Here is a 22,113-nt window from a genome sequence, read left to right as displayed (position 1 = left end):
TCAATAAAGTTACCATTGCTGAGTAACCTCACGTTTGTGGCACGATACAATGCCTATGTGCCATAAACGTGTGCTTGTTTCCTACCAGGGCAGATACGTTTTATCTCTTATCTGCCCGATATTAAACCCTCAGCTTAATCCACCAATTCTTTTCATAACTCTTTGTTTATCATTCCTTAGTTCTTAAATAAGTATTAATAATGTTGCTGTTGAACACTTGTAGCACGGGGTGTTTGTGCTTATTGTAGGCTGCAATGTCTATTCAATATCAGCGCTAGGAGCCATTGTGAATTTAGAGATATATCAAGTGGATTCGTTCACTACTCAAGCTTTTAAAGGAAACCCTGCAGGGGTTTGTATTTCACAAGAACCTTTAGAAGAGTCGTTGATGTATTCGATTGCTGAAGAGATGGCAGTATCAGAAACGGCATTCTTAGCCCTCAATACGATGACGTTGAAATGGTTCACACCAGAAGTTGAAGTCAAATTATGCGGTCACGGTACGTTGGCAACAGCGCATGTGATGAAGGAAAGAGGGTTAGTCAATGTGGGTGAGGTTGTGACGTTTGATACGCTTTCAGGGGAGCTATCTGCCACAGTTTGTGACTCCACAATCGAGCTCGACTTCCCAAGTACTATGCTTGATCTTGGATTGGATGCCAATAAAGATTTGCTTGAATATTTAGGGCTGTGTGAAGACCAAGTCGTGTCATACAGTGAGTTCGATACCAAACAGTTTATTGAGGTTGTCAGCGAACAAGTTTTATTAGATTTAGCACCAAACTTTGATGCTCTAAAGCGTATTAAAGGTCGAGGCGTTGTTGTGACGGCATTGTCGTCGAACTCTGAGCTTGATTTTGTTTCGCGCTATTTTGCGCCGTGGGTGGGTGTTAACGAAGATCCCGTTACGGGTTCAGCGCATTGCGCTCTCACACAGTACTGGTCCGAGAAACTAAACAAAGCGCATTTCAATGCTTACCAAGCGTCGCGCCGCGGTGGGTATGTATCGACAGAGCTATTGCCGAATGGTCGTATAAAACTGATAGGGTCTGCAACCACCGTAATCAGTGGTACTTTAAAAGTCTAAACTTCAATATCATTCATAAAACAGCAACGTCATAATTTAAATCTGCTAGGTCACTACTTAAGGAATAAACGTGTCAGCCTTTTATCTGTCTCAAGTACTCGTCGCTATCGCTATTTGTTTCGATTTATTGTCATTCCAATTTAAGGAAAGGAAGAAAATCGTCACATGCTTGTTTTTTGCAGGCGTTCTTATTTCTAGTCATTTCATTTTGCTCGAACAATGGACGGCGGCAAGTTTGATGATCATCGCGACCATTCGATATTTGACGAGCGTGTTTTCTACGTCACCCAAATTTAAATATTTGTTCTGTTCCATGTCGCTGGTTGCGACAGCCTTTACTTACTCAGGGCTGAGCAGTGTATTAAGTTGTTGTGCTTCGATGTTTCAAACGTTTGCGGCGTTTAATAAAGATGACCGTCGATTAAGAGAACTGATGATCATAGGGACTAGCTTTTGGTTGGTTCACAATTACTTAGTTGGCTCGCCAACAGCGGTTCTGATGGAAGCGCTGTTTATCTGCAGTAACTTAGTGGGCTATTACCGATTCTATTTCAGAAAAAGTGCTGTGGCTTAGGGCTTATAGCTTAGGAGCTCAGGAAGCTAGGCTTTAGATAAAACGATAAAGCACTGCGCCATATTCATCTAACAAGGATTAGGAGAGAGCGATGTCAAATATCTACTCGGATGTGCCTTCGTCAATACCCGACGAAATCTTCAACGACATCATTACTACTGAGAATGTGCGGATTGAAAGAATATTATCTCATGGGCACAGTTCTCCAGAACAAGGTTGGTATGACCAAGATGAAAACGAATGGGTTATGGTTCTAGAGGGACAAGGTGTTATTGAGTTTGAAGATGGACGCTTAGTTACCTTATCAAAAGGGGACTACATCAACATTGCAGCACGAGAAAAGCACAAGGTCATTGGTACGAACAAAGACATGGTGACGATCTGGTTGGCTGTGTTTTACCGCTGAAACTCTTTGTTCTAGAGCCGACTCATTTATAGAGCACCTAGGGACAATATGTTACTTGTCCAATACACTGTAAATACATGAAGGACTATGTCGTGGTTAGAATTCGAAATTACCAAGTTAGTGATGCCAAAGCGCTCTGGGATATCTACTTTCATACCGTTCGTAATATCAATCTTCGAGACTACTCTCAGGAGCAAGTTGAGGCTTGGGCTCCAAGTGACTTTGACTCCGAGGTGTGGGAAAAGTGTCTGCATCGTATCCAACCTTTTGTGGCGGAGTTGGGTGGCCACGTTGTTGGCTATACTGACTTGCAACCGAATGGGTTGATTGATCACTTCTTTTGTCATCATGAATATCAAGGTAAAGGTGTAGGGCGAGCTTTGATGGAGCATGTATTCGAGATTGGTCGATTTCGTGGTGTATCGAGATACTTCTCTGAGGTGAGTATTACCGCTAGGCCTTTCTATGAGCACCTTGGCTTTGAGTTAGTGAATGAACAGGAAGTCGAAATACGTGGCGTTAAGCTGACTAATTACGTGATGGAGAAAACCACCAAGTAGCCATTAACGTTATTCTAGTGTAGGTAAACTTGGAAATGCTCAAATAGTCTTTATAGGCAAGCTTGTGAAGGGAACAACTGCGGTGTGTTTTTAGTATATAAGTTTGGTGGTTTGATGGAGTATAACGATTATTTCTACCACTTGCTGTCTTTATGGTTGTCGCTGCTCAGCACTATCCGTAATATGAAAATTAGCTTAAGGATAGAAATAGACAGTAAGGAATCACTTTGGAAATACAAATTAGACATCTTGAAACCACAGACAACCAAGACATTTTTGATATTTATCGCCATTCATCAGTATCAGAAAATACCTCACAAAAGCCTTTCCTTAGCTCTGATCAAGTGGAGCGATTGTTTGGTCATTCCGACCATTTCACTTTAGTCGCTGAAGTGTCAGGTAAAGTCGTAGGGCACATTACCCTATTCATGACGACTAAGGTGAGAGACCGACACAGTGCTGGCCTTGGGATTGCAATTCACCCGGATGCCCATGGCAAAGGGGTTGGGAAGGCATTAATGAAAGAAGCGATTAATCAGGCTGATAATTGGCTTAATCTTGTTCGTCTGGAGTTAGAGGTCCATGCCGATAACAACGCTGCCATTGCTTTGTATGAACGAGTGGGTTTTCAGTTAGAAGGCACTAAAAGGCTGAGTACATTCAAAGGCGGGAAATACATTGATATGTTGTTGATGTCGAGGATTAGACTTGATTATCGTTGATTTTTACACCTATAACGTCCTATTTAGATGAAATCAAAGAAGCTGGCAGTGTGCCAGCTTTTTTGGTTTGAACGAGATATTTTATAGACTTGTTCGTAATCGAATCTACTTGTTAACGTAATCTTTGAATTTCTGCTTAGTTTCAGCGTCTGCTTTGTCGTACCAGAAGTAAAGCATCTCTTCGGCCGTGTTAGCAGCGTTAGCATCAATTTTAGCTGGTAGCGTTACCGGTTGAACAACTGCCGCTGTAGCGCCTGCAGCTGTACCCATAGCTAGCGCAGCAACGCCGCCTTTCTTGTTGTACTCTTTTGCTTCTTGAGGGAATTTACGACCAATCTGCATACCGTCTTTTACAAGCTTGTCTTGTTTAACACTGATTGCGTCTTGGTTTTCATCAACCAATTTCCAATCTAGGTTATCAAAGCCTTTCTTCGCGTCAGCGGTATTGCGGAACTTTGGCATATCGAACGTCAATGCGGTATCAGTTGCACTAAAGGTTGCAATAATAGCGTCACTGTCGACAAACTCTCGGTCGTTACCTTTATCAAAAGCAAGTTGATATTGGAATACGATCTGGTTTTGACCGTCTGGAACGGTTAGCGTTTTATGAGAAGAAAATAAGCTGCCATCTAGGTCAGGTTTCGCTTCATTAACCGCTAAGATATCTACGCTAGCGGGAACTTCAATTGTCACGTCAGCTAGCACATGTGGTGCTACGATAATTGTGGAAAGCAGCGCAATGGATTGTAATGTTTTCATAATCATACAGTTGTTTATGGGAAGTTAAATTACAATCTCATGCAGAACAAAGTATTTCAAGTTAGCTCGTCTCGAATTGAAAAAATTCACCGAAACTTAACGTAAAAGCTAGTTCTAAGTGTTTGACATTACAGCGTCCAGTCTGATTGGACAGTAAATAATCAGCCGACCATAGTTTCGCGTTACCCTGTTTTACGTTGTTGATTGAGTTTATGAATAAGGCGAGTTGCTTGATGACTGTTCACCATAAGCCTATTGATGAGTTGTTGTAATAACTCTGCTTCGGGCAAGATGTTGTTACGTGTTGTGCTTTCAGCTGAGCTTGCGAGTTCAAGAACTTCACTCATTTGAAGCTCGGCAGCAACGCCTTTAACTGCCAGCAAAGTGTGGTTGAGTTCTTCGGTTTGAGAGTTAGAAAACATGTCAATTAGGGCATCAATTTGGTGTTCTAAGTCAGAAACAATGGACTCTAGATAATCGAGTTTTTCATCGAGGTCTAGGTTCTGGCCAACAAGTAACGGGTTTCGTGTTAGTTCTTCTTCGGTCATTGGTAACTGATTTTTTGGGCATCGGGTAAGTATTGTGACGTTGCCTTCGTTTTGTGTTTTACCCATGTTTGTGCCGTCTATATCTAAGTGTGTTCTATTGACTTCAAACTGCTTATGGAACTCTATAATTGCATTCTTAAGACTGTTTTTTTGTAGTGGCTTGGTTAACACGAAATTTGCGCCTGAACTCAAGAAATCATCATGAGCTTCTTTAAAGACATCAGCGGTGCAAGCAAAAATAACCGTCGAAAGTTTGAGTTCATTTCGGATTTTCCGTATTGCTTCAATACCACTCATGTTCGGCATATGGTTGTCCATAATGATGAGGTCATATTGATTTTCAGACAATTTGTCGAGAGCTTGCAACCCGTCAAAAGCGTTATCTACAGTCAAGTTGAGAGACTCGCAAAACTTCCTTATCACCATTGCGTTGACCTTGTTATCTTCAACAAGCAATACAGAGAAGTTTTCGTGAATGGTTGTATTTTCTGGCTCTGTTACTTTGGTTATTTGCGATGCAAGCTTTTGAAGTTTTAAAGGCAAAGTGATGTTGAAATGAGTTCCAACGTTCAACTGGCTAGAAACGTTAATATCGCCCCCCATCAGTTTAACCAGTTGCTTAACAATCGAAAGCCCCAGGCCAGTCCCTCCAAATTTACGCGTTGTTGATAGCTCTGCCTGTTCAAATGCCGTAAATATATGGTCTATTTTACTTTCGTCGATGCCTATCCCTGTATCTGACACTCGGATATTGACGGTAGGCGGGGTCGTGTTGGATAGATCAAACTGGATTTCGACTTTGCCTGACTCCGTAAATTTGACCGCATTACCTGCCAAATTAAATAGGATCTGGCGGGTACGTGCAGAATCACCAATTAACTGGATGTTTGAAGGGATATTGTCATTGATGATTAGTGACAAGCCCTTATTTTCAGCGAGTGGAGTGAGTGTCTTATCTAGGTGTGTCACGACATCGCAAACCGAGAAAGGGGCGAACTCAAGCTCTAGCTTACCTTGCTCGACTTTAGAAAAATCTAAGATGTCATCAAGAATGGTGACTAAGTGTTGCCCTGAATCGATGATTACCTGAGCTTGTTTGCGAGTCTCGGGTTCTTGAGAGTCGCTTTTGATTATTTGTGCAAGACCCAAAACCCCATTCATAGGTGTTCTTAATTCATGGCTCATTGTTGCGAGAAAAAGAGATTTCGCTTCGTTAGCATGCTGTGCGGTGCTAGCGGCTTCTTGGTAAGCAAGAGTATTACGTTTTAACTCAAAAATTCTCATGATGAACATGGCAAAAGAGAAGGCGAAGATTAAGGCTGTAATCGAGAAAATCAGTTTTATGATTAGGCTTTTTAATGAGTTTTGTAGATCGGTAAATCCGTGTTCAGCTACCTCGACATATTGCATGCTGTTATCAGATAAAATATTGGACAGTAACAACTGTTGTTGGATGTTTAGGTCTGTAAAGGTTTCTATGAGTTGAACAAAATCTGGGTGGCTATTTAAGCGACCTATTGCGTTCGTTGGGCTTGTAGAGCCTTCATGTTTTGCGTTTTCTTCTTGATTAGCAAGGGAAGGCTCTGTTTGCAAAACATTAGCGAGCAGTTCGCTCTGAACTTTAAACATTGATTTGGAAGTGTTGTTATCCGTCAATTTTTGTGTGAGTGATTGAAGGATGAATTGGCGTGCCACACTTTGGCCAACCAAGTGATCTAAAGTATCAATATTGGTCATAGAAGAGTCATAAAATCGCTCTAGTATCTGTCGTGTAGGTAATTTGTTGAACCATGGGGAATGTATGCTTTTCTCCTGATAACTACTCCTCAGTTTTTGAAGCTCTTTTTCTAGATGCACTAAATTGGCTGAGAGTTGATAAGGGTTCGAAATACCAGTGATTGCGCTATTCGTTATTTGATCCCTCATGTTTAACACTTCATGCCCCAGTTCACGGGCTAACTTCCCATAAGATGCCACGCGTTCATGTTCAATATAAGACAGAACAGTGAAGCTTATGAGTGCGATAAACGATAACGTAAAGGCTAAAAATGTGAGTTTGATTTTATTCATTTTCAAACTCCAGAAGCATTTGCGGACGGTCGCCTGTCAGTGATTCTAAAAAAGCCTTAATATCGTTAATCGTTTCCCTTTTAAATGTTTTACCCAGTTGACTCTCGCCCATGATTTTAATGGCTTCTTCTAATGTGTCTGTACGTCCATCATGAAAGTAGGGAGCTGTGATAGCGACGTTTCTTAAGCTCGCTACACGAAACAAATGCTTGTCTTGGGGCGAAGAGGTAAACATATATCTCCCTAGATCATCACTACGTTCACTACCGGTCTTACCAATTCCAAAGTAACCAAATCTCATGACCATTCCCCCACCAATATTGGTTCCTTGATGACAACGGATACAGCCTTCTTTTTGGAATGTTTCCCATCCACGCAATGCTGAATCGGAAAGAGCTGCACTATCACCTTGCAAATATTGGTCAAAAGGGGAATTGGGCGTGGTAAGGCCATGCATAAATTCGATTAAAGACGACTTAATAGAATGGGTGGTAATAGGTAAATCGAATTTTTTGAATAGGTTTGTGTAGTGGTTGGACTGCGATACATAATTTGTTATTAGATCCCAGTTTGAGTCCATTTCAAGGACGTTGTGAACAGGTCCATCTATTTGATCGGAAAGGTTGTTGACTCGCCCATCCCAAAAAAATCGGTAATTGAAAATAGCATTGAAAACGGTCAGCGAATTGCGCATTCCAGCGCCGTTCACTCCAATAGAGACTGGGATGTTTTCTGCGCCATTAGAGTGCAGGCTATGACATGTCTCACAGCTGATTTGTTTATTCGAAGAAAGGTTCGGATCTTTAAATAACGCCCAACCAATTTTGGCTAAGTTTACGTCAATATCGGCTTCGTTTGGGATGGCAAAGATAGGCTGATTGGAGGAGACACTGTAGCTATTAATTTGTGACGCTTGAGTCGACGGCGAGGATGCTTTAGGTGAATCATTATGGGAATGTTGATTCGAAGTAATTTCAATCGGAGTTGTGGGTGTTGGCGGAGGTGAGCTGTAAATTACGGCGATGACAGAAATAGAAATAACAGTAATCACTATCGCAGCCAAATAGGGTGTTCTCATAGTACTAGTTCCATCTAATTTTAGACCCGTAACATGATTCAGAGTCCGTCTGAATTTGATCTTGTTTAATCCATGTAAAAAATATGCCTTTGATGTAAATCTAGTTTCATATTTTGCTTGTTGCAAGAAGATCGCCCAGAAATGAAGGGAAGAGAGGTGTGGCAGAGCTATAGATATTCAGAGGCTTAAAGAGGTTTTCTGTTAGAAAAGAGAAAACCGTGACAGCATAAAGAGACTGACACGGTTTTGAATTTAGCTTACTCGGTTGTGCTTAAAGCGATTTATTTAGCTTGCGCTGCTGCCGCTTCGAGTTGCTTAAGTTTACCTTGAAGCATGTAAGCATTTTGGTTGAAGTTACCAGGGTTCAACACTTGGCTTTGCTGCATTGGGTAACCAGGTAGTGTGTTCATGAACTCTTGTACTTTGCCGCCTACTGGTACGAATAGCCACATGTTGTCAGCCATCCAACGTAGGTACATGCCAGATTCGTGTGGTGCTTTTTCGAATGGGTCAGCACGTAGGTGAACAACTTGAGGCCAGTTTGGTTGGAAACGTACCGCATCAACGATGTTACCGTCCATTACAGCGAATGAGATCTTAAAGTCATTCCAACGTACAGCGTTTAGCTCAGCATTCGCAGAGAAGTAAAGCATGCTGTCACGAGGGCCTTTCTCTTCTTTACCTTGGAAGTAAGGTAGGAAGTTGTAACCGTCTAGGTGTACACGCCAATTTTTACCGTTGTACGTTGCACCTTTGTCAGACGCTAGCTTCTCAACCACTTTATCATCACCAGCTGCAGCTAGTAGGGTAGGGATCCAGTCTTGGTGACCCATGATGTCGTTGATCTTAGTTCCCGGTTTGATAGTACCAGGCCAGCGAACTAGCTGAGGAACACGCATACCACCTTCGTAAGTTGTACCTTTCTCACCGTGGAAGTAAGTAGCACCACCATCAGGCCAAGATACGGTTTCTGCACCGTTATCCGTTGAGTAAATTACGATTGTGTTGTCTGCAATTTTCAGTTCATCAAGCTTGTCTAGCAGCACACCTACTTGGTCATCGTGCTCTAACATGCCATCAGCGTAGATGCTGATACCAGATGCGCCTTGGTATTTTTCTTGTAGACGAGTCCATACGTGCATACGAGTCGTGTTGTGCCAGATGAAGAATGGTTTGTCAGCTTTCACTGCTTTTTCCATGAATGCTAAAGATTCTTCTAGGAACTCTTCATCCGCGTGCTCCATACGCTTGCGCGTCATAGGGCCTGTATCTTCAATCTTACCGTCAGAAGTCGACTTGATTACACCACGAGGGCCAAAGTTCTTACGGAACTCAGGATCTTTAGGGTAGTAGTATGTCTCTGGCTCTTCTTCCGCGTTTAGGTGGTAAAGGTTACCGAAGAACTGGTCAAAACCGTGGTTCGTTGGAAGGTGTTTGTCTTGGTCACCCATGTGGTTCTTACCGAACTGAGCTGTCATGTAGCCTTGTTCTTTAAGAAGGTCTGCGATCGTTGGAGCCCAATCAGGGATACCGTGGTCCGAACCCGGCATACCGATAGTCAATAGACCAGTACGGAAAGGTTCTTGACCTGTTAGGAATGCAGCACGACCAGCTGTACACGATTGTTGACCGTAGTGGTCAGTAAATAGTGCGCCTTCGTTAGCAATACGGTCGATGTTAGGTGTTTCGTAACCCATCATACCGTTGTTGTATGCACTGATGTTGAATACACCAATGTCATCACCCCAGATAGCAAGAATGTTTGGTTTTTCTGCCGCTGTTGCTGCCGAAGAAGCTGCTAATAAGCCAACACCTAATGCTAGTTTATTAATTTTAGTACCCATAAGGACTCCGATTTACTTTAAAGATTAATGCGTTAGAACAACACATCGTTGGGCAAACATTAATCTCAAAAATCGATTGTGTCTTTTTATAGTGGTTATAACCAATTGTTATGGAGGGGGTGTAACTTGCTGATTTTAGATGTTTTTAATTCAGAATTAAAATTTACCCTTAGGTTTTATGTGTGATCATTATCAAGTTTATTCGCGTAAATTTTATCGTTGAGTTGAGCGTGCTGCTTATTGGAAAAATGACAAAAAGATTAATAGTTTAGTGAATCTCGCGATAGTGCAAAAAATGAACTATACGTTGTATGGCAGGATGCAAATAACTAACGAAGAGGTTTCTATGACAGCGAAATATGGCGTCAAACGTCGATTAGCGATTTTGGGCACAGCGATGATGGCGGCTTCCACCACCACATTCGCAGCAGAAAAACCGAACATTCTCGTCATTTGGGGTGATGACATTGGTCAATCTAATGTCAGTGCATACACCTTTGGCTTAATGGGGTACCAAACTCCAAACATTGATAGCATCGCCAAAGAAGGCATGATGTTCACTGATTACTATGCAGAGCAATCATGTACCGCAGGCCGCTCTACTTTCATTACGGGTCAAAGTGTATTGAGAACAGGTTTGAGTAAAGTAGGACTACCGGGAGCAGACATTGGGCTTCAAGCGGAGGATGCAACCATTGCAGAGCTTCTAAAACCAATGGGTTATATGACTGGCCAATTTGGCAAAAACCACCTTGGCGACAAAGACGAATTTCTACCAACAGCACACGGGTTTGACGAATTTTTTGGCAACCTTTACCACCTGAATGCTGAGGAAGAACCCGAGAATGAAGACTACCCGACGGATCCTGAGTTTCGTAAGAAATTCGGCCCGCGTGGTGTTATTAAATCATTCGCTGATGGCAAGATTGAAGATACCGGTCCTTTAACGCGTAAGCGTATGGAAACGGTTGATGAAGAAACGCTCGATGCCGCACTTGATTTTATGGATCGTGCAGTGAAAGCAGACAAGCCATTCTTCGTTTGGTGGAACGCAACACGCATGCACTTTAGAACTCACGTTCAGCCAGACAGTAAAGGTGTCACCGGCATTAGTAACTATGCCGATGGTATGGTTGAGCACGATAGACATGTTGGCCAGCTATTAAAACAAGTGGATGATTTAGGCATCAAAGACAACACCATTGTTTTCTATTCAACGGATAACGGCCCACACATGAACTCTTGGCCTGATGCCGGTACAACCCCGTTCCGTGGTGAGAAGAACACCAACTGGGAAGGCGCATATCGTGTACCAGCGATGGTTCGTTGGCCGGGTAAGATCGAACCAGGAAGTGTATCTAATGAAATTATGCACCACATGGACTGGATGCCAACCTTCGTTGCAGCCGCTGGTGATGATCAAATCAAAGAGAAGTTGCTAAAAGGTCATACCGCGGGTGATAAAACGTTTAAAGTTCACCTAGATGGTTATAACTTCCTTCCATACCTAACCGGTGAAGAAGACGAGGGGCGTCGTTCTGAAATCTTCTACTTTACCGATGACGGTGACTTAGCAGCACTTCGTTATAACCAATGGAAAGCGGTATTCATGGAGCAACGAGCAACGGGTACTATGCAGATCTGGGCTGAACCGTTTGTAACGTTGCGTCTTCCTAAGTTATTTAACCTGCGTATGGACCCATACGAAAATGCAGATATTACTTCGAATACCTATTATGACTGGTTGTTAGACCACGCGTACATGTTCGTTCCTGCTCAAGCGTACGTTGGCAAATTCTTAGAGACGTTTGCTGAATACCCACCACGTCAAAAAGCCGCAAGCTTTAGCTTGGATCAGGTTATGGAAAAACTTCAAGAGAACCATAACAAGTAAGCTTTGGTTTATTGAAACTGATAGTTTGATGAAACTGGTAACACGAAAGAGCTCCTAGGAGCTCTTTTTTTATACGCATATCGATGACCAAATACTAGCCGTGAATATGAATCACAACTATCGTGTTCACAGCCACTAAATAATTGTAAATTCGTGGTTTTTACGTCTACCTTATTAAGCATAAGGATGTATAAAAAACAAGGAATGTTATGCCTGCATTGTTGTACTCACTAGTGAACGGGTTGAAACACCAGCGAGTTGCAGTATTCTTCGCAATGTTGTCTTTACTGATGTTGTCGATACTCAGTTTCAATACGTATGCCAGTGAACAGGTGTCGCCAGTTAGCTCCCAAGCTACATATGTCGGCTCTGAAGCTTGTATTGATTGTCACAGCGCTGAAGTGGAAGCGTGGCAAGGCTCTCATCACGATATGGCGATGAAGCATGCTTCTGATGAATCAGTATTGGGGGATTTCAACGATAAAACGGTCACTCATAACGGAAAACTCAATCGTTTTTTTCGCAAGGGTGATGAGTTTTGGGCCAATATCGAAGGGCCAGACGGGCAGTTCAAAGATTACAAAATCAGTTATACCTTTGCCTTTGAGCCCTTACAACAATACATGGTTGAGTTTGAAGACGGCCGTGTTCAGTTGATTCCTTTCGTTTGGGATTCTCGACTAAAGGAACAAGGTGGTCAACGTTGGTTTCACCTCTATCCTGATACCACCAACACTGATGAGTTTTACTGGACCAACAGTGGCCAGAATTGGAACTTCATGTGCGCAGACTGCCATTCAACGAACCTAGAAAAGAACTACGACAGCTCAAGCAATACCTACAACACCACTTGGTCTGAGATTAATGTCGGCTGTGAGGCGTGTCATGGCCCTGCGAGTGAGCATGTTGAGCAAGCCCAGTTAGCCAAAGCGAAGTTAGCAAATAACAAGTTAGCGAAAGCGGACGGTGGGAAAGACGCTCCAGCATCGGCGCATTACGGTTTTGATCGTGACTTGTCGAAGTCGGTGAAAGAGTGGATTTATCAAGAGGGCAACTCAACCCTTCAACCGAAAGACATCATCCATACCAATCAAGTTCAAACTTGTGCTCAATGCCACAGTCGACGCACACAATTGAATGAAACGGGTGACCACGTTAACGGGTCATTCTTTGATAAGTATCGTCTTAGCTTAATTACTCCTGAGCTCTACCATAACGATGGTCAAATCTACGATGAAGATTACGTTTACGGGTCTTTCCTTCAGTCGGTGATGGCTGAAAAAGGTGTCACATGTACTAACTGCCATGATCCCCATACGGCGGAGTTAAAGATTGCAGAGGAAGCCGTGTGTAGCCAATGTCACATTGCCTCTGAATACACGCCGGAAAAGCACACATTCCACGAAGCGAATACCGAAGCGTCGAAATGTACGACTTGTCACATGCCAGAAACGACTTACATGGAGGTCGACCCAAGGCGTGACCACAGTTGGCACATCCCACGACCTGATATTAGCCAACATATTAAAACGCCGAACGTGTGTACAAGTTGCCACGAAGATCAAACTGATCAATGGGCAGATCAACAAATTGGTCAGTGGTTCTCAGACTCTAAGTATCGTAACCAGCAACACTTTGCTGTTGCCTTTTATGCGGATTCAATAGGGCACAGAGGTGCAGAAGATGCATTGGCGTATTCAGCTCAGGATTCCAGTTTGAGTAATATCATTCGCGCTTCGAGCTTAGAACGTTTGGGTGGTAACACGGGCAAGAATACGCTTGTCTCGATCGCAAGAGCGGTGAAACATGACGATGAGATGATTCGCTTGGGCGTTGTGCAAGGTTCGTCCGGCTTTCCGTTTACTGACCGTTGGCAGATTTTAGAGCCACTATTGAAAGACCCTGTATTGTCGATTCGTTCAGAAACCGCAGGCGCGCTAGTACGTTACTGGGGAGAAATGAATCCTCTGCAGAAAGATCAAATCAAGCCTGCATTGGAAGAGTACATTGAGATACAACGTTTTAATGCAGATAGAGGGTTTGGCCGCACTAACTTAGGTAACGTTTACCGAGATTTAGGTCAGCACGCCAAAGCGATTGAGTTTTATCAAGGCGCTATCGAGATCGAACCTTACTTCGAAAATAGCTACGCTAACTTGGCTGATTTATATCGTGCAATGGGCGACGAGCCAAAGGCATTAGCAACACTGAAACAAGGCATCCAAGCTCAACCTAAATCGAGTGTATTGCCATACAGTACAGGGTTATCTCTACTTCGTGTGAAAGATTACGACCAAGCAACGGAGTACCTTAAACAAGCTGCTGAAACGGCGCAAACCGACCCACAATATTGGTATGTGTATGGCTTAGCTTTAGAGAAATCAGACGTGCTTGCGGCAAGTAAATCACTGCACAAGGCTTACCAATTTAGCCGCAACCCACAACACTTATACGCACAGTGTGAAGTGTTGGCGCGAAACAGCCATATACCGGGTGTGCCAAAGGCATTTGAGCAATGTATTACCTCATTGAGCAAAGTGGCACCGCCGGAGGCAATTAACCAGTTGAAAGCTAGGCTTAAATAAAGTGGCGTGTGAGCTTGGCTAAGGTGCTTATAACTTATCGCGTTTGTAACCACTTATTGCGTTTATAACCAATAGTTATGGGGCTTGTGAGTAGGATGTACGCAGCCAGATTGAATAAAGGGAAGACCTATGAACCATGCGCAACAAGCAATAAACCAACTGATTGAACAGACAGAGAAAAGTGTTATCGGTCAGAGTCACGTCGTTCGGGCTCTGGTGATAGGGTTATTGACTAATGGCCATGTGCTTCTTGAGGGGCTTCCCGGTACAGCGAAAACTCGCTCAGTGAAATCGCTAGCGAACCTACTGAACACCAGTTTTGGTCGAATTCAGTTTACGCCGGACCTGCTGCCATCAGATGTAACAGGTACAGAAGTGTATCAAGAGCTTGATGGAAAGCCTCAGTTGCACTTCCAACCGGGTCCTATTTTCAACAGTATTGTTTTAGCCGATGAAGTGAACCGTGCGCCAGCTAAAGTGCAAGCGGCACTACTTGAGGCGATGGCTGAGGGCACGATCACCGTAGGTGGTCAAACTCATATCCTGCCAGATCTATTCATGGTGCTAGCAACTCAAAACCCAGTTGAGCAAGAGGGTACTTATCCATTACCTGAAGCTCAAATGGACCGCTTTATCATGAAAGTAACGGTCGACTATCCAGAAGATGAAGCTGAACGTGACATCATTCGACTGGTGCGTAGCGAAGAGTTGGGTTGCGAAACCAGTTCAGAATTAGTCACTCCGCAACATATTGAACCTGAATTAGTGCTTGAAGCGCGTCGACAGTTGCCTGAAATAGTAGTTTCTGACTTAGTCGAAAATTACATTGTCGCTTTGGTGATGGCGACTCGTAAGCCAGAACGTTACCCAGAATCTAACTTATCCAAATGGATTGAAATTGGTTCAAGTCCTCGAGCTTCAATTTCACTAGATAAATGTGCTCGTGCTTATGCGTGGCTGCAAGGGCGTGACCATGTCACGTTAGACGATGTTCGTGCAATGCTGCCAACTGTGTTGGGGCATCGATTCTCATTGTCTTATGACGCACTTGCTGACGGTGTTGACCATCAGAGAGTGGTTGAAGAACTACTTGATAACGTAGAGATCGGATAATAAGGGGGCGTCATGGCGAAGCCAACACAAGCTCCCAAATCGCAAGGCCTTGATCCACGCTTATACTGTGACTACTCAAGGTTAGTGCGAATTCAGGCTCAAGCTGAATCGTTTTCCCTGCTACCTCATTTGAAAGCGGGCAGCGTGCTTTCGGGCAGACATAATTCTTTGTTCCGTGGTCGTGGGTTGAATTTCGAGGAGTTGCGACACTACCAACTCGGTGATGATATTCGTAATCTTGATTGGAAAGTCACCATGCGAACGGGTAAGCCTCATGTTCGTAGTTACACCGAAGAGAAAGACCGTAATGTGATGATCTGTGTCGATCAGCGCAGCTCAATGTTCTTTGCCTCTCAAGATACCATGAAATCAGTCGTCGCAGCCGAAGTTGCGGCATTGTGTGGTTGGCGAGTGCTTAAGGATGGTGACCGCGTCGGTTTTGTTTTGGCGTCACACCAAAAGCTATTTCACACTAAAGCGCAACGTTCTCAATCTGACTTGCTATCCCAACTCAAACATCTTGCTAAAGCTAATCAGAGCTTGGGTGTGAATGTGAGTGACAATGAGGGAGTCGGGTTTACTCAATGGATCGAGTTGATTAAGCGAATGAGGTTAAAGCAGTCGACCTTAATCTTTATTAGTGATTGGCGAGATTGCCAAGAGCAACATCTTGATCGACTCAAGCAACTGCAACAACACAACGATATCTTGGCCATTATGGTGACCGATCCTCTGGAACAGTCACTGCCTCAAGATCTTGCAAGCGCAAACTGGGTAGTCGGTGATGGTCGCTTTCAACTTAATCTGGATAGCCAATCTAAGGTTAACCTCGCGAGTGAGAGCCTTGCTCAAAAAGCGGCACTTCAAAAACAATCTCTTGCTAAATTAATGGCGATGAAAAACCTTCCTTATATCGAATTAGACACATCTGGCACTCATATTTCACAGCTTCAAAAGCTGGTGGGAGGGCGCTAAATGACCGTTGAACATACGCCTCCAAGTACTTATATCCTTCGGGAATTGCACGATGTCGCTATTCCCGAAAGCGTGAGCTGGGTTCCTCAAACAATCGGTTGGAAGATCCTCGGCGTTACATTGTTATTAGCCGCTTTCTATTTGGCTTATCGCGTAGGCTTAAGGTGGTGGAATAATCGCTATCGTAAAGAAGCACTTAAAGAACTCATGTTACTGGATGCTCGAGACAAAAACTCAACCGAACGAACCTTTAAAGTACTCAAAGTAGTGCTTCGTTATTTAGACAGTAGCAATGCGAAGTTGTTTGACCAAGCTTATGTCAACCGCTTGAATGCTTATTTGCCTGTTAGCGCTGGCAAGAGTGCAACCAGTAATGCTTTCTTTACCGATGAAGTGTCGGGACTATGGATGCAAAGCTTAATTGACCCTAAGGTGCGTTTGACCTTTGAACAGCGTTTAGAGGTGATTCAAACTGCGATAATGTGGCTAAAACTTCATAAACCCGATGTACAAACAAAACCGAATGTACAAGCGTCAACAGAGGGGCAAGATAATGTTTGATAGTTTGTCTGCCAGCTTCGAGTTCTCACATCCATTGTGGTTTATCGCGTTACCATTGCCGTTGTTGGTCTACTTTGCAGTGCCAGCTTATCGAACCAAGCAAATGGCCATTAAGGTGCCATTTTTCAGTGAGTTGGTAGAGGCGATTGGCGAGCCTCCATCAGAAGGAGCAAGCCAATTAACCCCTAGCTGGTGGCAACGCACTACGCTGATCATTACCTGGGTATTAGTGATCTGCGCATTAGCGAAACCAACCATTCTTGGTGAGCCGCAGGTTCGCGAGCAATTAGGTCGTGACGTGATGGTGGTGGTTGATTTATCTGGCTCAATGGCGGAACAAGACTTCATGTCTAAGCAAGGTGAAAAGATCTCTCGTTTGAACGCAACCAAAGAGGTATTGGCTGATTTTGCGAAAACCAGAAAAGGTGACCGACTTGGTTTGATACTGTTTGGTGACGCTGCGTTTGTGCAGACGCCATTCACAGCCGACCAAGATGTGTGGCTTGAGCTACTCAACCAAACTGATGTCGCAATGGCAGGGCAAAGTACGCACTTAGGTGATGCAATTGGCCTTGCGATTAAGGTGTTTGAACAGAGTGAGAAGCAGAGTGCTGTAGCCCAAGATCCAAGCATCGATGCCAACGCCAAAGAGAAAGTCGTGATCGTATTAACAGACGGTAATGACACTGGAAGCTTTGTTGAGCCGATCGATGCAGCCAAGGTTGCGAAGGCTAAAGGCGTTCGAATTCATGTTATTGCGATGGGCGATCCGCAAACAGTTGGAGAGGTTGCTCTGGATATGGAAACTATCAAGCGTGTGGCTCAAGAGTCTGGTGGTGAAGCCTTTGAAGCGCTTAACCGCGACGAACTGACCAAAGCCTACGCTCAAATTGGTGAATTAGAACCTCAGTTGTATGAGAGTACGACTTATCGTCCTAAACAGGGGCTACACCATTACTTGATGGCAATTGTTGTTGTGATGTATTTGACTGCGTTTAGTTTAGCAACAATCCGCCGACGATCGCTTTTAGCTTCTTCGACTAGAAATTTGAAGGGAGAGAGTGATGCCTGATTCTCTCGTGTTGCAACAGTTCTTTACTCAGTTTCACTTTATCCGACCATTGTGGTTGTTGGCCTTTATTCCGATGTTTTTCCTGTTGTGGATTCGCTGGAGAGAAGAGACCAAACCAACGTGGAAAGACATTCTGCCTGCACACTTACGTGATGCATTGACCATTGGTGAAACCGGTTGGCGCAAACAGTTACCACTAAAGCTTTTAATGGTGATTGTGACAATCGCCATTATTATCTGCTCAGGCCCTACATGGCAACGTGAAGCTTCGCCGTTTGGTGAAGACAAAGCCTCGATGTTAGTGGTACTCGATAACAGTGACTCTATGCTGGCTAAAGACTTACCACCAAGTCGCTTGGAACGCTCCAAACAGAAAATTAGAGACTTGCTCGCAGCGCGTAAAGGCGGCAACACAGGTTTGGTTGTGTATGCAGGCAGTGCCCATGTTGCGATGCCTGTCACTCAAGACAGCAAGGTATTCGAACCGTTTCTAGCGGCTATCACCCCTAATATTATGCCTGTATCCGGTAAGTCAGCAGAAGAGGCATTGCCACTCATCAATCAACAACTGTCTGGTGAGTTAGGCTCGTCAGTGTTGTTGGTATCAGATGGTGTAAACCCAAGTACTATCAGGGCGTTCGAAACCTTCTTTAACGACAACCCTTATCAGCTGCTCATTCTAGCGGCAGGAAACCGTAGTGTGGTGAGCGATAACCCAGTCGACCTCGGTTCATTACGCAACTTGGCGAATAAGACAGGTGGTCGAGTGATTGAGGTGACCGTTGACGATTCGGATATTCAACAACTGAATCAGGCTGTTGAAAGAAACATGCAGCTCAACGGTGAATCTGCTATGCCTTGGAAAGACATGGGATACGGCCTACTAATCCCAATGGCTATTATCATGCTGCTGTGGTTTAGAAAAGGGTGGTTGGTTCAATGGTGTGTGGTTGGGGTTTTGATTACAGGCAGCGTGTATTCTCCGCACACTTTGGCGAAAACGGTCAGTTTAACAGCTGACAAGCCGGTGGTTGAAGAGTCCCTGACGGTTTGGGATAAAACAGCCCAATGGTGGTGGGATTTATGGCTAACACCTGATCAACAGGGACAGCGTCTACTAAACCAAAAGGAATATCTCGAAGCAGCTAAGCACTTCACAGACCCTATGAGAAAGGGCGCGGCTTATTATTATGCTCGTGATTTTAAGCTGGCTCACAGTGCGTTTTTGCAGACCAAAACAGCTCTTGGTTTCTATAATGCTGCTAGCGCACTAGCTCGCCAACGTGAGTACCTTGCCGCGAGAGACTTGTTGAAAACACTGAGTGAAAAGCCAGACCAGTCTCCAAAATTAAGAGCGGATGTAGAAAATAACTTGGCTGTGCTGAGCGGGATTGTCGAAGAAGTTAACCGAACCAGTGAGAGTCAATCAGGCACTACAGACGGCCCGGAAGAATCTTTAGAGCTTGATGACGATCAGCCGCGCACGGGTGATGGTGCAGAAGAAGAAACGGTAGCGGAATTAATGCTTAAGGAAACACTTAACGCCAATGAAATATTGGGGAGCCAAGAGCTCGCCGATAAGTGGTTAAAGCGAGTAGAAGCGGATCCTAAGTTCTTCTTGAAGTCTAAGTTCCAAATTCAGCTACGAGAGCCTGTACCTTCCATTGAGCAGATGAAAAAACAGCAACAGATGCCAAAACAGGAGCAAACACAATGAGTCGATATGATTTAGCTCTTGAAGCCGTTCAAGCAAAGGTAGGGCGCTCAGAGTCCTTTAAACTAACCAAGACCTTGCTTGTATCGATGGTTCTGCTGCTTAGCGCCGCTTTTTCTACACTTGCTTCTGCTACTGATATCTACGAGCTACAAAAAAGTGGTGATGTTGAATTGATCGCTTGGGTTGGAGAAAAACCCAAGTCAGGCGACAAGATCATGCCTACCAAAGTTAGCGTAAATGAGCAGGTCATTCTGAACATTGAGGTGGCGACACCGCGTTGGTTAACAGGTGGCACTCGAATCGGCAGCATCGAAATCCCTAATGTGATTGCTAAGCAGCGTAACCAACTTGCGACTAACTACACTGAAGGAGTCGGTGGGACAACATGGTCGCGTCAACGTTGGGAAGTTACGCTCTATCCGATGACATCAGGTAAATTCGTGATTCCTACGCTGCCTGTTCGCGTCCAAGTTTCTGCTCCTGATGGTTCAAACGTTGGTGGCACGCTTTACACGCAGCCAATTAAGTTTGAAGCTTCGTTGCCTTCAGGTTTACTCGATAATGAATCGCCTTGGTTTTCTGCGACAGGCGTAGATATAGAGCAACAATGGCAACGTTCGAGTGAAAACTTAAAAGTAGGTGATGCCATTACTCGAACGGTGACTATCAAGGCCAAAGACAGCTTGTCTGTATTACTGCCGAATGTGTTAAACAATGAATCGACTCAGCAGTACCAAGCTTATCCTCAACCTAATCGTTTGGATGATACTCAAGAACGTGGTGATTATCGCTCAAGCCGAGTTGAAGAGACGGTATATGTGATTCAACAAGGTGGTGAATTTACCTTGCCAGACTTCTCATTCCAGTGGTGGAACAGCAAGAATCAACGTATTGAAAGTGTAGTGATAAAAGGTGAGGTGTTTGAAGCAAAACACACGCTCCAATCCTTCATCAAGGCTTACATGTCAGTGTTTATTACTGTTGGTTTGGCTCTGTTAGTCTGCATTGCGTTAGTTGTTGCTGTTAAACGTTATTACACAAACCGTCCAACACCGAGTTGGCTGGTATTACGTCGTTTACTTAAGCAAGGTAATTGGGCTGAATTAAGAACCTTTATTTATCGTCAATTAAGAAACGAAACCTCTCAGCTAGAACTGGATAAAGCGCAACTTGGTAAATTGAATGGACAAAAGCGTTGGCTAGAGGATAGCGAAGCCCTTCAACAAGGACGTGAAGACAAAAACGTATTTACTCGTTTATGGAAAGGCTTACGTAACTTATCCGACGACAAATCAAACCAGAGCAAATCCCGTTCAATTGCCGCTCGCTTGAAAATCCCGAAAGCCTTGCCAGACTTAAAAGATAGAACTAAGTAGCAAACTTTAGTCATTCGCATCGAACATAATCGGCAGGTTCTCTACTATAGGGAACCTGCTTCTTTAATATGGAACTGTATGAAAAGTACCGAGCTAAATCTAATTCCTATATTTGTCGCTATTTATGAAGAGCAGAACTTATCAAGAGCTGCTAATCGCATGGATATAAGCCAACCGGCTGTGAGTAAAGCGCTTGCAAGGTTGAGAGATATCTATGATGAGCCACTGTTTCACCGAACCACTTCTGGCGTAGAACCAACCACATTCGCTATTGATATTTACCCAGCAATGGCTGCCGCGCTTAAGAATTTTACGTCTACCTTATCGGCTTCAAGAGACTTCGATCCTAAAACCTCCGGTCGCGTTTTTTCAATTGCTTGTGTTTCAGCGGCTAGCTACGAAATGATGCCAAGAGTTATGCAGTTAATCAGCCAAATTGCACCTGGTATCGCACTAGAGGTTCATCCTTTATTTACGGAAGACTACGAGTCTGATTTAAGGCTCCAAAGACACGATGTTATTGTCGATATGACACCAAAAGGAAGAACCATGCTTAAGCATGAGGTGATCTCTAAAGAGGAACTGGTGGTGGTGTGCCGTAAAGACCATCCTACAATTGGTGATACGATCGATATGGAGCAGTTCCTATCAGTTGAGCATGTAGTTGTATCTCGTTGGCATGCACGTAAAAGCTTATTGAGTTCTGAACACTACAGTGACCTTGAAAAACGAAGAATAGTCTATCGAGCTGCGGGTGTTGTTGAGATGCTACCAGTTATTGAGGGCTCTGATTACATCGGTGTAATGCCTATGTCATCGGTGCGTTGTTTCTCTGGAAAGTACGCGGTTAAAACACTGCCTTTACCATTTGAATTGGAAGATCTCGATATGTGCATGATTTGGCACCCGAGCCGCACTAATGAACCTAGCCACAAGTGGTTGCGCGCTAAGATCAAAGCGGCAGCAAAAGACATATCAGGTTAACCTCTAAAGGGGAATTAATGGAAAATGTTTGTGCGAATAGCAGTTATTCCCAGCACTAACATACGTTGATTAGATTACGACCTAAATACAGGCAATCAAAAAGAGCCGCTTATCTGTTTCGACTGAATCAGTCTGAATTGATAAGCGGCTCTTTTACTTGGTGTGGGTTTCGAAATTAAAACTAAGAA

18 protein-coding genes are annotated in these 22,113 nt (G+C 43.9%); 14 read left to right on the top strand and 4 right to left on the bottom strand.

Annotated features, from left to right (window positions below; all coding sequences use genetic code 11):
• Positions 1–286 precede the first annotated feature (286 nt).
• The 5 genes from Q5H80_RS18565 (at position 287) to Q5H80_RS18545 (ending at position 3,349) form a co-directional block, all read left to right on the top strand.
• On the top strand, positions 287–1,087 hold the full coding sequence (locus tag Q5H80_RS18565) for a PhzF family phenazine biosynthesis protein (RefSeq protein ID WP_304569555.1): 801 nt from the start codon (positions 287–289) through the stop codon (positions 1,085–1,087).
• A gap of 70 nt (positions 1,088–1,157) precedes the next feature.
• Entirely contained in the window at positions 1,158–1,661 is a 504-nt protein-coding gene (locus Q5H80_RS18560; RefSeq protein WP_304569554.1) for a YgjV family protein, read from the top strand.
• Between the two features lie 91 nt (positions 1,662–1,752).
• Positions 1,753–2,067, top strand: coding sequence for a cupin domain-containing protein (locus Q5H80_RS18555; protein ID WP_304569553.1), 315 nt, complete (start codon positions 1,753–1,755; stop codon positions 2,065–2,067).
• Positions 2,068–2,159: 92 nt separating this feature from the next.
• Positions 2,160–2,627: a GNAT family N-acetyltransferase gene (locus tag Q5H80_RS18550; RefSeq protein ID WP_304569552.1), complete on the top strand. Its 468-nt coding sequence runs from the start codon at positions 2,160–2,162 to the stop codon at positions 2,625–2,627.
• 227 nt (positions 2,628–2,854) lie between these two features.
• Positions 2,855–3,349 carry a GNAT family N-acetyltransferase gene (locus Q5H80_RS18545; RefSeq protein ID WP_304569551.1) on the top strand — a complete coding sequence of 165 codons (495 nt, stop codon included), beginning with the start codon at positions 2,855–2,857 and terminating at the stop codon, positions 3,347–3,349.
• Positions 3,350–3,454: 105 nt separating this feature from the next.
• On the opposite strand, the gene Q5H80_RS18540 is transcribed toward Q5H80_RS18545, so the two are convergent.
• From Q5H80_RS18540 to Q5H80_RS18525, 4 genes are all read right to left on the bottom strand, one after another.
• Positions 3,455–4,108: a DUF2057 family protein gene (locus Q5H80_RS18540; RefSeq protein ID WP_304569550.1), complete on the bottom strand. Its 654-nt coding sequence runs from the start codon at positions 4,106–4,108 to the stop codon at positions 3,455–3,457.
• Between the two features lie 182 nt (positions 4,109–4,290).
• Complete coding sequence (locus Q5H80_RS18535) at positions 4,291–6,726, bottom strand: ATP-binding protein (RefSeq protein ID WP_304569549.1); 2,436 nt, start codon at positions 6,724–6,726, stop codon at positions 4,291–4,293.
• Positions 6,719–7,804, bottom strand: coding sequence for a cytochrome-c peroxidase (locus tag Q5H80_RS18530; RefSeq protein WP_304569548.1), 1,086 nt, complete (start codon positions 7,802–7,804; stop codon positions 6,719–6,721). Before Q5H80_RS18530 ends, Q5H80_RS18535 begins: the two co-directional genes overlap by 8 nt.
• 281 nt (positions 7,805–8,085) lie before the next feature.
• On the bottom strand, positions 8,086–9,648 hold the full coding sequence (locus tag Q5H80_RS18525) for an arylsulfatase (protein WP_304569547.1): 1,563 nt from the start codon (positions 9,646–9,648) through the stop codon (positions 8,086–8,088).
• Positions 9,649–9,994: 346 nt separating this feature from the next.
• On the opposite strand from Q5H80_RS18525, the gene Q5H80_RS18520 reads away from it, so the two are divergent.
• The 9 genes from Q5H80_RS18520 (at position 9,995) to Q5H80_RS18480 (ending at position 21,925) form a co-directional block, all read left to right on the top strand.
• Positions 9,995–11,542, top strand: coding sequence for an arylsulfatase (locus Q5H80_RS18520; RefSeq protein WP_304569546.1), 1,548 nt, complete (start codon positions 9,995–9,997; stop codon positions 11,540–11,542).
• A gap of 209 nt (positions 11,543–11,751) precedes the next feature.
• Complete coding sequence (locus Q5H80_RS18515) at positions 11,752–14,127, top strand: tetratricopeptide repeat protein (protein WP_304569545.1); 2,376 nt, start codon at positions 11,752–11,754, stop codon at positions 14,125–14,127.
• A 129-nt stretch (positions 14,128–14,256) separates the two neighbouring features.
• Positions 14,257–15,240, top strand: a complete 984-nt coding sequence (locus tag Q5H80_RS18510) for a MoxR family ATPase (RefSeq protein WP_304569544.1) — start codon at positions 14,257–14,259, stop codon at positions 15,238–15,240.
• A 12-nt stretch (positions 15,241–15,252) separates the two neighbouring features.
• Positions 15,253–16,215, top strand: a complete 963-nt coding sequence (locus Q5H80_RS18505; RefSeq protein WP_304569543.1) for a DUF58 domain-containing protein — start codon at positions 15,253–15,255, stop codon at positions 16,213–16,215.
• Positions 16,216–16,776, top strand: coding sequence for a DUF4381 domain-containing protein (locus tag Q5H80_RS18500; RefSeq protein ID WP_304569542.1), 561 nt, complete (start codon positions 16,216–16,218; stop codon positions 16,774–16,776). It begins immediately after the preceding gene.
• Entirely contained in the window at positions 16,769–17,848 is a 1,080-nt protein-coding gene (locus tag Q5H80_RS18495) for a VWA domain-containing protein (RefSeq protein WP_304569541.1), read from the top strand. Before Q5H80_RS18500 ends, Q5H80_RS18495 begins: the two co-directional genes overlap by 8 nt.
• A complete protein-coding gene (locus Q5H80_RS18490; protein ID WP_304569539.1) occupies positions 17,841–19,565 on the top strand; it encodes a VWA domain-containing protein in 1,725 nt (574 codons plus the stop codon). The genes Q5H80_RS18495 and Q5H80_RS18490 overlap by 8 nt, the downstream gene beginning before the upstream one ends.
• On the top strand, positions 19,562–20,941 hold the full coding sequence (locus tag Q5H80_RS18485; protein WP_304569538.1) for a BatD family protein: 1,380 nt from the start codon (positions 19,562–19,564) through the stop codon (positions 20,939–20,941). Before Q5H80_RS18490 ends, Q5H80_RS18485 begins: the two co-directional genes overlap by 4 nt.
• A 78-nt stretch (positions 20,942–21,019) precedes the next feature.
• Entirely contained in the window at positions 21,020–21,925 is a 906-nt protein-coding gene (locus tag Q5H80_RS18480) for a LysR family transcriptional regulator (protein WP_304569537.1), read from the top strand.
• The last annotated feature ends 188 nt before the right edge of the window (positions 21,926–22,113 follow it).

The organism is Vibrio sp. SNU_ST1 (genome assembly GCF_030563405.1).
Classification (GTDB): Bacteria; Pseudomonadota; Gammaproteobacteria; order Enterobacterales; family Vibrionaceae; genus Vibrio.
Note: the sequence above shows the minus strand (reverse complement) of the source record. Positions and strands in the feature narration are given on the sequence as shown.